The 14,498-nt window shown below is 51.8% G+C and carries 7 protein-coding genes; 3 read left to right on the forward strand and 4 right to left on the reverse strand.

Features of this window, described 5'->3' with window-relative positions:
• Nucleotides 1-23: 23 nt before the first annotated feature.
• The 3 genes from ACYVF1_RS30390 to ACYVF1_RS30400 all read right to left on the reverse strand — a co-directional run bounded on the left by ACYVF1_RS30390 (nt 24) and on the right by ACYVF1_RS30400 (nt 6,928).
• Nucleotides 24-5,150: a putative Ig domain-containing protein gene (locus ACYVF1_RS30390; RefSeq protein WP_461086145.1), complete on the reverse strand. Its 5,127-nt coding sequence runs from the start codon at nt 5,148-5,150 to the stop codon at nt 24-26.
• Between the two features lie 155 nt (nt 5,151-5,305).
• A complete protein-coding gene (locus ACYVF1_RS30395; RefSeq protein WP_461086147.1) occupies nt 5,306-6,118 on the reverse strand; it encodes an exosporium glycoprotein BclB-related protein in 813 nt (270 codons plus the stop codon).
• A gap of 255 nt (nt 6,119-6,373) precedes the next feature.
• Nucleotides 6,374-6,928, reverse strand: a complete 555-nt coding sequence (locus ACYVF1_RS30400; RefSeq protein WP_461086149.1) for an RNA polymerase sigma factor — start codon at nt 6,926-6,928, stop codon at nt 6,374-6,376.
• 133 nt (nt 6,929-7,061) lie between these two features.
• On the opposite strand from ACYVF1_RS30400, the gene ACYVF1_RS30405 reads away from it, so the two are divergent.
• From ACYVF1_RS30405 to ACYVF1_RS30415, 3 genes are all read left to right on the forward strand, one after another.
• Nucleotides 7,062-7,382, forward strand: a complete 321-nt coding sequence (locus tag ACYVF1_RS30405; protein ID WP_461086151.1) for a hypothetical protein — start codon at nt 7,062-7,064, stop codon at nt 7,380-7,382.
• Nucleotides 7,383-7,640: 258 nt separating this feature from the next.
• A complete protein-coding gene (locus tag ACYVF1_RS30410; protein ID WP_461086153.1) occupies nt 7,641-9,344 on the forward strand; it encodes an autotransporter outer membrane beta-barrel domain-containing protein in 1,704 nt (567 codons plus the stop codon).
• Between the two features lie 203 nt (nt 9,345-9,547).
• A complete protein-coding gene (locus ACYVF1_RS30415) occupies nt 9,548-11,503 on the forward strand; it encodes an autotransporter outer membrane beta-barrel domain-containing protein (protein WP_461086155.1) in 1,956 nt (651 codons plus the stop codon).
• Between the two features lie 71 nt (nt 11,504-11,574).
• On the opposite strand, the gene ACYVF1_RS30420 is transcribed toward ACYVF1_RS30415, so the two are convergent.
• Nucleotides 11,575-14,454 (reverse strand): M14 family zinc carboxypeptidase, encoded by a 2,880-nt coding sequence (locus tag ACYVF1_RS30420; RefSeq protein ID WP_461086157.1) that lies wholly within the window; start codon nt 14,452-14,454, stop codon nt 11,575-11,577.
• Nucleotides 14,455-14,498: the final 44 nt, after the last annotated feature.

Raw genomic sequence — 14,498 nt, forward strand, 5'->3', positions numbered from 1 at the left:
CTCAGTTAAAACGTCATGCTTATTTATTGCTTGATGAGTTTGAGAGTCTGCTGCTGGTCAGGAGTATGCACGCGCAGGAGATATAAACCTGCCCCTCCTTTGAACGACAGCTCGACCGACTGCTCAGCAGATGCGCCTTCAACAACCTGGTTGCCAACTACAGCACCCTGCCCGTTCACCAGTGCGACCTTCAACCGATGCCCTTCGGCTCCAGTTACGTTAAGCTTAACGAGGTTTCCTTCGATCGGGTTACCCAGCACCGTAACTCGCAGTGGTATCGTCTGCTCTGCTACGCCCTGTCGGGTAGGCGCGTTACAGGCCGCCAGCCAGTTATAGTCGTAACTGGCAGAAGCACCGCCTTGCTGAGCCCGCAACCGAAGTGTGACATTATCAGTGTACAACGTCAACGTGTAAGGGGCCGGAGCAATAGTTGGTAACATTTCGTTTACCACCGAGAAACTGACCGGACTTCCATCCAAACCACTGTATTGAGGAGTAAACGTGATCGACCGGCGATTAACGTCCAGACTTACACAGCTCAGCGTCTGCACGCCCGTGATGGCAAAACCTACGGGCGCATTGGCCGGCAACACCGTCAGCGAAAAAGTGGTGCTCACACTTAACCCGCTCGGATCAGTGGCCGTCACCGTCACACTGCTCACGCCACTCACACTTGGTACGCCCCCGATCTGGGTTGGCGGACTGAAATTCATGCCAGCTGGTAAACCACTCACACTCAATACCAGACTTTGGGGAGTTTCATTATCCGTAAAGGTCAGTTGCGGAATGGTATAGCCAAATTCCTGACCCACGCGAGCCGTTTGATTCGACAGCGGAATGTTCACACGGGGGGGCGTATTGGGTTGAGGAGGAGCGCCACAATTTGCCAGCCAGTTGTAGGTGAAACTAACCTCACCTGCTGTTCCGTCCTGACGGGCCTTGAGCACAATCGTTGGGTTGTCGTTGTAGAGCTGTAACGAATACGGGCCTGGAGCCGTGGTGGGCACCAACTCATTCACCACCCAGAAGGTTACCGTTTGCCCATTCAGCCCCGAATAGCGGGGTGTAAAGCTGATCTCATAGCGATTGTTGGCCACCTGGGTACAGGTGATCGGGTTAACCCCCGTTATGGCGAAAGGTGCGCTGGCCGTTACTGAAGCGGGCTGAATGGTCAGCATAAAGCTGGTAGTCGCACTCAATCCACCGGGATCGACCGCCGTCAGCGAAACCATCGATGTACCCGTTACCGAAGGTGTGCCGGAGATGATCGTACCTACCAGATTTAAGCCGGTTGGTAATCCGCTAGCTGTCAGTACGAGGGCGTTCGGCGTCTGAGCATCGGTGAAGGTATTGCCGACGTTCAACGTGAAGGGTTGCCCCTGAATACCTACCTGCGCTGGAATTGGGTTCGCCAGAGTCGGTGGGGTATTGGTCGCCGTGGGTTCTACAACTGTCAGCCGGAAGCTGGTGCTCACGCTGAGACCCTGGGGATCAGTAGCCGTTACCGTTACGGTACTGACGCCGGTTACACTGGGTACACCCCCAATCTGGGTTGGCGGACTGAAACTCAATCCGGCCGGTAATCCACTCACACTGAGCACCAGGCTTTGGGGAGTTTCATTATCGGTAAAGGTCAGCTGCGGAATGGTGTAGCCGAAGCCTTCGCCAACCTTCGCAATTTGATCGATCAGTGGTTGATTAACTCGTGGGGGCGTGTTAGGCTGGGTTGAGGTGCAGGCTGCCAGCCAGTTATAGGCATACGTCACCTCTCCCGGCGTACCACCCTGCTGGGCTTTGAGGGTAATCACTGGATTATCCGTATAGAGCTGGAGCGTGTATGGCCCCGGAGCAGTCGTCGGGAACAGCTCATTGACCACCGAGAAGCTGATGGGCTGGCCATTGGTGCCGGTATATACAGGCGTAAAGCTGATCACGTAGCGATTCGCCGAAATCTGCTGGCACGTATTAGCGATCACGCTGGAAAAGGCAAAGGGGCCTGTTGGCTGGCTAACGACCGTAACCGACGTCGTAACCGAGCAGCCATTACCCGCGCTACCCGTAACCGAATAAGGCCCCCCCGCGTTTACCACAATAGAAGCCGTATTGGTGCCGGTACTCCACACATACGACGTAGCACCGCTGGCGGTTAACGTAGCGCTTTGGCCCGTACCAATCGTCAGCGATGGAGTAGCGGTAATAGTCACTGCCGGCAAGGTATTATCCTGGGAAACTGTCGCGATAGCCGTCGCTGTACAACCGTTGGTGCCGGTAAATGTTACTGAATACGTATTGGCCGTACTCACCGAGATGGTTTGAGTGGTCTCGCCAGTGGTCCACCGATACGTACCGCTGCCCACCGCGCTCAGACTCACCGTTGGCGCAGCGCAGGTTAACGTAGCACTGCTGGGTGTGATGTTCACCGTCGGCAACGTATTATCCTGGGTGACCGTAGCACTGGCGTTGGTCGTACAGCCGTTGGCACCCGTCAGCGTGACCGAATACGTATTGGCCAGACTTACCGAAATGGCCTGAGTGGTCTCACCTGTACTCCAGCGGTACGTTCCAGCACTGCCCACCGCACTCAAACTCACCGTTGGGGTAGCGCAGGTCAACGTAGCACTGCTGGGTGTGATGTTCACCGTTGGCAGGTTGCTGTCCTGCGTAACCGTCGCGCCGGCCGTCGCTGTACAGCCGTTGGTGCCAGTGAGGGTAACCGAATACGTATTAGCCGCCGTCACTGAGATAACCTGGCTGGTAGCTCCGTTACTCCAGCGATACGTGCCGCTGCCGCTAGCCGACAAACTGACGGTTGGGGTAGCGCAGATTAACGTAGCGCTGCTGGGCGTGATGCTCACCGTCAGCAAGGTATTATCCTGGGTAAGCGTAGCACTGGCGCTGGTCGTACAGCCGTTGGTGCCGGTAAAGGTAACCGAATACGTATTGGCCGTACTCACCGAAATGGTTTGAGTAGTCTCGCCAGTGGTCCACCGATACGTACCGCTGCCGCTGCCTACCGCACTCAGACTCACCGTTGGGGTGGCGCAGGTTAACGTAGCGCTGCTGGGCGTGATGCTCACCGTTGGCGCCGTGTTGTTCTGACTTATGTTGATAGATGTTGTGCTCGAACAACCTGACGACGTAACGGTCACCGAATAAACGCCACTGGCATTTACCACCGCCGTACCCGCACTGGCATTCTGACTCACGATGCCCGTTCCGCTGAAAGCATAGCTGGTACCTCCACCCGCCGTGAGTGTCAGCGAGGTCTGGGCGCAGGTCAACGTACCACCGAAATTGGCGGATAACGTAGCAACGGGTGGCGCATTGACGGTCAGGCTGGTCGTGGCCGAAGTCGTTTGCGCACCGACACTAATAGTCAATGTAAAGGTCTGAGGTCCTGAGCCAGCCGCGGTCAGATTTTGGCTGAACGACGTATTGGACGTATTGCCCGTAGTGGTGCTTGAGCCGTTGGTTAGGGTGAAGTTATAAGCTCCTGTTACGTTACCGATTGTCGCCGTATACGTAACAGGACTTCCGATACAGGCAGCAGCAGGCGTTGCGGCAAAACCCGTTATCGAAGAAGCCGCGCCCACGGTTAAGCTGTAAGTAGCTCCTGTACCACCACAACCACCGGCATCTGTGGCCTGCACGGTCAGGTTAAAGGTGCCCGCCTGCGTAGGCGTACCACTGAGCACACCCGTTGTGCTGAGACTCAAACCGGTCGGAAGCGTACTGATAGTAGAGAAACTGTAAGGACTGCTGCCTCCCGAAGCCGTAAACGTCTGGCTGAAAGGAGCGCCCGATGTAGCCGTGGCGATGGTCGGATTAGTGACTGTCAGCGTTGGGCAGCTTACCACAAAAGTTGTTGGATCGCTAGCGCCCCCTACCGATGGATCATCGGTCAGGCCAGAGGCCTCGTTCGTGCCATTCCCATCTGAGTCATAACTAACCGAGCCCTGATTGCTAATGGTTTGCCCATTCGTACCAAGGTTTACAGTGGCTAGGATGGTAATCGTTACCGATCCGCTCGCCGGAATATCTCCATTCCAGTTAACGGTGTTTGTGCCGATATTGGCAATACTGGTACCTGAAGACGACAACGCTGTGAGCAGAGTCAACCCAGCTGGCAATATGTCGGTAAATTCATTGCCCGGGTTGTCGCCCTGCGTGGTAGTTCCCGTATTGGTTAGGGATATGGTATACGTAACGGTACTCCCCGGCGTAAAGCTGCCGGACACAACTTTAGTGGCTTTGACCACGGCGCTCGTAACACGTCCTAACGTGAACAGACCGAAATTTGTCGAATTTCCCGTAATCCCATCTGTTAGTACGATGCCTCCCGTTGTTCCACCGTTGGCTGAGCAGGAGAGAGGGCCCCACGAGCTACCCGTGTAGCGGACAACCCGCAGGTTAGGCAACGAAGACGTAATGGTTGGGCTGGTCGCTACGTTCTGATACGCTAATCCCACAGCTGAGTTGCCACCTCCCAATACGTAATCAATCCTCCAGTATTCATTAGCCGAAATAGCGGATAAACAGGCCGCCAAGTTGCCCGAATTTGTGGGAGCTGATTCAACATATTGAGCTCTATATGCACCATTTCCTGAAGGTCTAATAACCGCAGGCCGATACGTAGTGCCATTGCCGATTGGAAACGTAAATATATCATCTCCAAATTTCAAAACCGGACCAACTACATGTGAGCCATCTCCGGCACCTACTACCTGGGCGTTATCGTCCAATATGAGCGAACTAGAGGTAGTAGTAGTGGTAGCGAGAATGCCATCGTTAAAATTGGCTGTCTCGTGAACCGATAATTGTATACCCAGCAGAACAGCCTGGCCTGCCGCCGTATTTTGTAAGGTCAGCGTTTTTGCGTCGAGCGCGGAGGTACCACCAACCGTTTGCACTGTGCTTCCCTTTAGTTGTATCTCACCTGATGCGCCATTAAAGCCACCGTTATTAGTTACGTTCGCACTAAACGACAGGATCCCGTTATTGATCATCGAGGCACCTGAGTTGGTAAAACTGTCTACCGTCGAAACCGTAGTGCCGGCCCCAACGAAGAGCGTGCCCTGATTGACGAACTGCGCTGTACTACGTACCGACAGCAGCGTCATCAGACTTATAATGAATAGAATATGTTTCATGAATGACTGGTTGAGAGATGTTCACGTTGACTGAGTCGCATTGAATATATCTGGGATATCGATTGATGGCTACGTAACGTAGTGAAATCGGCAATCCGAACGCTATACGGTGAAGGCTGGCTAAAGCCATGTCGGCCTTTACTCTGAAGCTAGCGCTAATTGATGGATAAACCCGCACTGGCATAGCCGGTTGCTGTATTTATCAGAGAAAGTCCTGCAGCGGTGGCGGAATAAACAAGCACCAAACGAGTTCCCGCCGTTACTGGAATGGATAGCCCAGTTATATTGCCGCTCAGTACGGTTCCTAATGCAGCTATACCCGTAAGTGGAGGTGATAAGGTGATAGCAGCGCCCGGAACAAGCGTAAATACATTATTTGGTGCACTAGACTGATATAACTGAGCCTGAATCGTGAGTGTCGTACCAACTAGGCTTAGAGCATTCGTTGTACTGAAGTAGCCCGCCAGAGCGGTGATGGTGCCATCGCGCGGCACCGAAAACGCATAGTTGATGGCCGCGCCTGGGTTTCCGGTCAGGTCTATAGTTCCACCTACTATTGAAATCCCAGAAGCAGAATTGCCAAAACCTAATAAAGCTCCTGTACCCTGCAGACCACCCGCAGCGGTTGTGATGGTAACAGGAGTTCCGGATGCAAACGGGATGATAGCCGCCCCACTGCCCCCGCCACCCGTGGGAATGTCCGAGGTGGTGGCCAGCCTGACCCAGGCCCCGCTTTTATAGACGTAAAACCCGGCCGTGCCGCCTGTCTGATAAACTAGCAAGCCTTCGGTGGGCGAGGTAACATTGGCTGTGCTGGCCACCCTGGGCACCAGCATGCCCTTGTCTGTAGAACTAACGTCGAGCTGAGCACCGGCATTTGGGGTTTGCGTGCCAATACCGACCTGAGCAAAACTGATGAAACGAACGGTGGTGAAAAAGAGAAGGAAGAGGAATAGACTTTTTTTCATGATTGAGTTTATTTAATTATTGAATTGATTAAGTGATTCTGCTAGAATTTAACACAGATTTTCTGTTGAAATCGATCGGAGAAATAGGGTATGTCTGGTTTGTTACTGGAACATAGGTAAGTATTATAATTTTAATAAGAAAAAGAAACCAAAAATTTATCTTAATAAAATTATTATTTACATTATATGATATTTATAAACTAATTTTAATGGCATACAATGATGACGTATAAAAAAGAGCAGTAGTATAGGTTTCTAGGAATTATAAAGCTTTCTTAACTTATCACGCGTTCGCTTCAGGCGTACTTTCACATTGCCCTCTGTCAATTGAGAATATTCACTGATGGCTTTGATGGATAAACCGTGTTCATACCGGAGCTTCAACAGTGTGACTTCTTCCTTCGGCAACTGGTTCATCGATTTTTTTAGTAGCTGAATCTGGTATTCCGGGAGTTCAGTGGTATCGGTTTCGACAACTTGGTTAGGTTCTCCGGCCGCCAGATAAGCTGACAAAGATTCGTAAGAAATGCGTTTGCTGAATCGTAGCTGATCGAGGCAGTGATTCCGGGTTATGGTATATAGCCAGGTGGAAAAGGAAGAGCGATTATGAAATGAATTCAGCCGTTCGAAAACTTTGATAAAAATATCCTGCGTATAATCTTCGGCCGTCGATGCATTCTTAGTCATGGACAAACAGGTCCGGTATACTTTTCGGATGTACCGATTATACAGTTCATCGAAGCTGCCGGCGCGATTTGTTTGCTGAAAGACGTCGATTAGCTGCTCATCGGCAAGTTTGCTTTTTTTCATAATGGGTCAACAGAGAGTTAAAGCCAGGATGCACTTGTAACAGGGCAGCAAGTTCAGTACCGGCGCCCACTTGCGCTAACACTCTCGTCGCAATCATTAACACTCTCGTCGCATTTTCTAAAAGAAATGGCTTATGCTGGGGAAGTCGCCGGTACAGATGGTAATTCCGTTATTCTGGATTAGGAAGCAGCTAAAAGAATTAGCAGCGATAGAAATAGGTTGTTTGCTGGCTATCGAACAGGGTATTACAACACTTCTTGTATGCATAATGTATTTCCAGGTAGCAGTCGATTTTCAGCAATACCACTGGGAAAAAGACTTGCCGGAGGTGGAGCGGTACGTTCGTCAGCACAGGCATTCATCGGGCGTACTTTCGGTTCAGTACGTAGTAAAGCAGAGTAGCGATGTCGCGAAGATGGATGCAACGTTGCTGGTCAAGAGTTACAGCATTTGACAGGAAAAAGTCAATAAGCAGCTATGAGCCGAAGCTGACGAATTGATACAACGAATTCGCCAGCTTCTGGAGAAAAATAAGTCTATTTTGATGGCGCTTTTAAACGTAACGGGCGATACGTATCAATACGTATCGCCCGTTACGTTTAATCCCCACTGAATAGGTAAACTACGTAACAATCAACCGATTACTCAAAAGTTTAGCGTTTCGGTACGTCCTGGATCTATCTTCATTGCCGAACACTTAACGATAAGAATTATGGAAAAGACTTACGGCTTTCTCTTAGTAGCAACGCTCTTGTCTGGTTTGACATATGGGCAGACTAATTTAGTTATCCGCACGCCGACTTCGACGGCGCCCGCTCTCTATAATACACTGGTGGGCATCGGAACGGGTACATCGATTACCACTAGCGGCAATAGAAACACGGTATTGGGGTACTTTGCGGGTAATGGTCTGACCACGGGTTACGAGAATACTTTTATAGGCGAAAATACAGGCCAAAATAACTCCACTTCCTACGAAAATACGTTTGTGGGGCGCTCGGCTGGCTACACTAATAATGGGCCCGGCAATACGTTTGTGGGCCACCAGGCAGGCTTTAGTAATCAGGCGGGGAATAGTAATGTTTTTGTAGGCAAAGATGCTGGCTATAGCAATACCTCAGGATTTACCAATGTTTTTGTAGGTACTGGTGCAGGCCGCGCCAATAGCAACGGGGGCAATAACGTATTTGTAGGTATGAATACAGGTACTTCTAATACATCCGGTAATCAAAATACGTTTGTTGGACGTGGCGCTGGGTACAACAACACTACGGCTAATAATAACGTCGCCCTGGGCTGGCAGGCTGGCTATAATCTGAACACGGGAGGAAACAACATCATGCTTGGAGTTCAGGCGGGTAATAACACTTCCTCAGGTACTAATAATGTATTTGCGGGTTACCAGGCGGGAATTAGCAATATTAGTGGGGGGAGTAATCTGTTTCTGGGCTCTTACGCCGGGGCCTTTAGCAATGGTTCCTACAACCTGTTCATCGGCAACGGATCGGGCTACAACAACACCTCCGGGCTGGGCAACACCTTCATCGGTGATGGCTCAGGCTACGGCAACGCCACCGGCCAGAACAACACCTACATCGGCCGGGCCGCCAACTATGCCGGAAACGGATCAGGCACCCAGAACACCTTCATCGGCTTCCAGACTGGCACGGGTGGCCCCTCGGTCAACAACTCCACTGCCATCGGGGTCAACGCCATCGTCACGACCAGCAACTCGGTGGTGCTGGGCGCACCCGGCGCCCGGGTGGGCATCGGCAACTCGGCCCCCAACAACAGCCTGGAGATCACCAAAGGGGTGGCCAACCAGTCGGGCCTGCGGCTGACCAACATGAACAACTCCACACCGGCCACCATGCTCAATCAGTACAAATTTCTGTCGGTCAATGAGCAGGGCGACGTGGTGATGGCCAGCGTGAACAGCTCGGCCCGCGAGGGGGTGAGCGAGTCGTTGTGGCAGCGCAAGGGTTCGTTTCTGCAGAGCACCCAGAACGATGCAGTCATCATCGGGGCCAACGTAGGGCGCACCCCGGTGGGTTACAAGCTGTTTGTGGAGGAGGGGATTCTGACCGAGAAGGTGAAGGTGGCCCTCAAGAACACCAGTGAGTGGAGCGATTACGTGTTTGCTGATACGTATGAATTGAAGGGATTGTCGGAGGTGGAGCGTTATGTGAAGGCGCACAAGCACTTACCGGGGGTGCCCTCAGCCAAGGAGATGGTGGCGAAGGGCAATGATCTGCACAAGACCGATGCTACGTTGCTGGCCAAGATCGAAGAACTCACCCTGTATAGCATCCAACTTGAGAAGGCGAATCGGCTGCTACAACAAAATGATAAAAAACAGCAGACCGAGCTGGATGAATTGAAACAATTGGTACGCCAACTTCTGGAGAAGAAATAAGCAAGCGTGCTTAGGGCTCTTAATTGACGATGGGCGGTATAGCGATCATTTATTCCAATTCACCGATACGTATCGTTCAGAGTCATTTGAGAAAGTCCGATAAATAGATAAATCCCCTTACATATAACCGATCACTCAAAAGTGAACAGCCTGTAAGGGGGCCTTATTCTATATTCATAGCCAAACTTTGGACACTAAAAATCATGAAAAAGATTTACGGCTTTCTGCTGGCAACAATTCTCGCATCTGGTCTGACATACGGTCAGAATAATTTAATTGTCCGTACCCCTGTAACGGCTACTCCCGGTAATTCCAACACCCTGTTTGGCATTGGCACGGGTCTGTCCATAACGTCTGGCGGATGGTTTAACTCTTTTTTTGGTTATAACGCAGGTAATGTCAATACAAGTGGTACAGGAGGCACTTTTGTTGGGTATGTGGCTGGCGCTTCTAACACAACCGGGAGTTATAATACAGGCGTAGGCTATGGCGCTGGATCAGAAATTACAACAGGTTATTCCAACGTTGCCCTTGGCGGATTTGCGGGTGCCGGAACCACTGGTTTCCAGAATACAGTAACCGGATACTTTGCTGGAGGGGGGTTGACGTCTGGTTACAGCAATACGTTTTACGGCCACGCGGCAGGCTTTTCGACGACTACCGGCGATGTTAACGTTGCGATTGGGCCGGGTGCGTTACGTTTCAATTCAACCGGAAATAACAATGTTATGGTGGGTGATTCGGCAGGGTTTAATAATACAACCAGCGGTAATGTGATGGTTGGTTCGAAAGCCGGATATAGCAATACTTCCGGCGGACAAAATACATTTATTGGTAATCAGGCTGGTTATAGAACCAATACCGGATCTCGAAACACATTCGTGGGTCTGGCCGCTGGTTATAGCAATACAATTGGTTCAGCTAATTTATTCATGGGCTATGACGCAGGCTTCAGCAACCAGGGTGGAAGTAATAATACCTTCCTGGGTCATACCGCTGGACTTTTTAACTCGGGTGGTGGTGGCAATACATTTGTAGGCGAGAGTGCAGGTTATAGCAATTCTAATGGGAACCAAAACACATTTGTAGGAGGCAGTGCCGGTCGCAACAACGGGGCTGGCGCCAATAACGTATTTATAGGCTGGCAGGCTGGCTACAGCAACACTGGTGGGGGCAGTAATCTGTTTCTGGGCTCTTACGCGGGCCAGAACAGCAACGGCTCCTACAACCTGTTCATCGGCAACGGATCGGGCCAGAACAACACCTCCGGACTGGGTAACACCTTCATCGGCGACGGGGCCGGACTGGGTAACGCCACCGGCCAGAACAACACCTACATCGGCCGGGCCGCCAACTTCTCGGGCAACACAGCAGGTACTTATAACACCTTCATCGGCTTTGGGGCCGGTACCAACGGACCCACCGTCAACAACTCCTCCGCTATCGGGGTCAACGCCATCGTCACGACCAGCAACTCGGTGGTGCTGGGCGCACCCGGCGCCCGGGTGGGCATCGGCAACTCGGCCCCCAACAACAGCCTGGAGATCACCAAAGGGGTGGCCAACCAGTCGGGCCTGCGGCTGACCAACATGAACAACTCCACGCCGGCCACCATGCTCAATCAGTACAAGTTTCTGTCGGTCAACGAGCAGGGCGACGTGGTGATGGCCAGCGTGAACAGCTCGGCCCGCGAGGGGGTGAGCGAGTCGTTGTGGCAGCGCAAGGGTTCGTTTCTGCAGAGCACCCAGAACGATGCAGTCATCATCGGGGCCAACGTAGGGCGCACCCCGGTGGGTTACAAGCTGTTTGTGGAGGAGGGGATTCTGACCGAGAAGGTGAAGGTGGCCCTCAAGAACACCAGTGAGTGGAGCGATTACGTGTTTGCTGATACGTATGAATTGAAGGGATTGTCGGAGGTGGAGCGTTATGTGAAGGCGCACAAGCACCTACCGGGGGTGCCCTCGGCCAAGGAGATGGTGGCGAAGGGCAACGACCTGCACAAGACTGATGCTACGTTGCTGGCCAAGATCGAAGAACTCACCCTGTATAGCATTCAAATGGAAAAAGATGCGCAGGCAGAGAAACAGAAAAACAACCAGTTACGGACGGAGGTTGATGAACTGAAACAGCTTGTAAAACAACTTCTTGAGAAGAAATAATACGCTTACAGCATTTAACGTAACGGGCGATACGTACTGATACGTATCGCCCGTTACGTTGAGGCCAAAACTCAATTCCCGCCACCCGTTTTCACCGAAGCCGGTGAAGTCGTTTCGGCGGTAGTCTGACTGGCTGGCGTATCGAGGTGATTCCAGTTGATCAATACGTTCCAGACGAGGGGCGCATCGTGGTGGTTGAGGTAGCGATGCAGCGGGTCGAACGTGAAAGCAATCACCCGACCACTGCCGACTGGTACGTTGAACACACTTCCGTGACCGATGATCGTCTGCTCGTTACGTACCATTCCTGACACTACGTAGGACTCTTCTTTTTTGGGTGCTTCTTTGGTTTTCTCAGCCGGTTTTTTGTTAGGCATTCCCATAATTGCCCCCTTGTATTCTTCCTCATCCTTAAGGAGTTTGGTTCCGTACTGCATCAACATCATGTCGCGGTTATAGCGCTTGGTTTGCAGTAATGGCGCGATTCCCCGGAAAATCGGAAATGTCTCTGGGAAGCCGTACATCACCGGGCTATCCGGTCTGCGATTTTTAGCCATTACTACCGAACCTGGATGAAATAGGGTAGGAGCACTCACTTCGTCCAGATCGCGCGTGATACCCGACTGCGCCACCATCAGCGACGAATTGTCCAACGTAACCAGTACACCGCCCGTTTCGACAAATTTTTTCAGGTTTTCAATACCCTCAAAACCCGGTCCGCCTGTAATATCGGACGTAGCATCGGGGAAACCGTGCGAGGGAAATTCGGGTGTTTTGGTATACGGAAGCGGTCCAAACCGCGAGTCGATTTCGTGAATAAAATTGGTGACCGAACCGCGCATTCTCGGAATCAGAATGACATCGAATTTCTTGCGAAGATCGCCCGCCTTCAACTGGTCTTTGTTGATCGACGTATAGGGAATACCGCGCTGCTCGAACGTGTAACGCGCCCAGCCTTCATCCTGCGTGTTGTACCAGCTGTGGTAAATCGCAACGCGGGGCAGACTTACTTCGTGCTGACGTAGCGGTGAACCAACGCCCTCCGGACTGGCTTTGGTTGCCTGTAAATCAAGCCCGAACTGACTTGATAATTTTTTCGCCTGATCGGCAGATAAACCTTTGAATACCAGTGCCCCAGCCGCCAGCGTATCCTTACCACCAGACAGTTTTGTTTTCGAATCCATCACCATCGCTTTCCCTTGCTTGGCCTGTGATTTCATCCAGAAAAGCGCCGACAGTACGTTGTTCTGAGCTTTATAATTCAGTACGTAGTCGGTACCGTCGCCCGCTACGTTGCCGTCGTATTTAACGTCGTCGTTTATCATTTTCAACTCACTTGCTACGTAGCGAAGACTGTCTTCGGCTTTCACGTCTACGCCATACAGATAGCCCATCGTCCAGGCGATGTCATCATACGGCGGAAATTTGGCTTCTTTTGGGTAATTCTGCTTGGTGAGCAATGATACGGCCAGGTTGCGGTACGGCTGGTTCAAAAGTACTACGTAGTCGCCCTGATTTTTGCCCGATTCGGCTTTGTGTACCTCTATAGCCTGTGCCCGAAGTTGGTTCACCAGATAAGCTGCCATCGCCGGATCGCGCTGTTTACTCGGGATCACGAAAGCGCGGGGTTTTTCTTCCGTTCCTTTTTTGATGTTATTCAGCCCTTTCTGGTAAAAGTTTTTCAGCAGCATCCGACTGTTGGTCGCCCCGTACGACAGCGACGCCAGTACGCCCGCTTCCATGTAGTTGATGTTATTCCGGTACGACCAGTATACTTTTTCGGTAGCCGGGTCAGGCCGGTACCATTCTTTCGACGTAACGGCATCGCCCGCGTACTTCTGCTCGGCCAGATCGCGCAGGTACGTGTTGGCACCCGCATTTCCGAACGTTTCGTAAAACCGACCGATGGCGTTGTGGTTGTTGGAAATCCAGAGCGCATAACCGGGATACCAGCCATCGTAAAACGCCCACGTAAACACACCGGGAATGCCCTGCGCGGCCAGCGACGTAATGTCGTGGTTGGCCATAATCTGCCATTCGCCGATGGTGATGGGGTCGATGGTTTCGTTGTATGGCCCCGTTCCGGTGGAGATGTACAGCAGGGGAACGGACTCGTGCAGGTCGAGGCTGACGGTTGGGTGCCAGTCGTAGAAAATTTTGAACAGCGCTTTGGTCAGCGCCTGCGATACCTGCAACCCGTCGCGGTTGTTGTCGTGATACGTGTATTTGCCCCAGTACGGTGGTGATTTCGGGAAACCGTCGTCGTAGTCTTTGCGGGCTTTAGAGTATCGATAATACCAATCGACCTGCTTATCCCAGCCATCGGGTTCAGATACTGGGTTGATGAGCACGATGATGTTATCACGAACCGTTTTTATTTCCGGCGACTGGCTGGTAATCAGTCGGTAAGCCAATTCCATGAGCATTTCCGGCGAACCCATTTCCGGCGAATGCAGGCCACCGTTGAGGTAATAAACGAGTTTAGTATCGCCGAGAATCGTTTCGATATCCTGATTGCCTACTTTTCGTGGATCGGCCAGCAGGGCGAGTTGTTTTTTGTAATGATCGAGCCGTTTCATGGCGTCCTCACTGCCAATCGCCACCAAATTAATCGGCCGCCCTTCTTCCGACGAGCTCACCTGTTGCATGGTGATGTTGGGCGACGATTGAGCCAACTTCTGGTAGTACCCATAAATCTCCGGTGTCCGATGGAGAATTCCCGGCGTACCGATGATCTGCCCAAAATGCTTCAGAGGTGAGGGTACTTTGGCGTCGTCGGGAAGGTTGAGTACCGCCGACGGCAGAAACCGCTTGTCAGTCGTATACTCCTTGATTTTTGCGTTGTAGGTTTCGTCAATTTTCGGCAGCAACTGTGCTCGGAGCGGTAAACTACCCAGCATCAAGCCCGCCAGCAAAAACGAACCAATCCGTCTGTTGATAAATGTTTGCATAAAGAGGAAGTTGGTTAAGAAAGAAGAAGGTTTGCGTAACGCGG

This window comes from Spirosoma flavus (genome assembly GCF_054778555.1).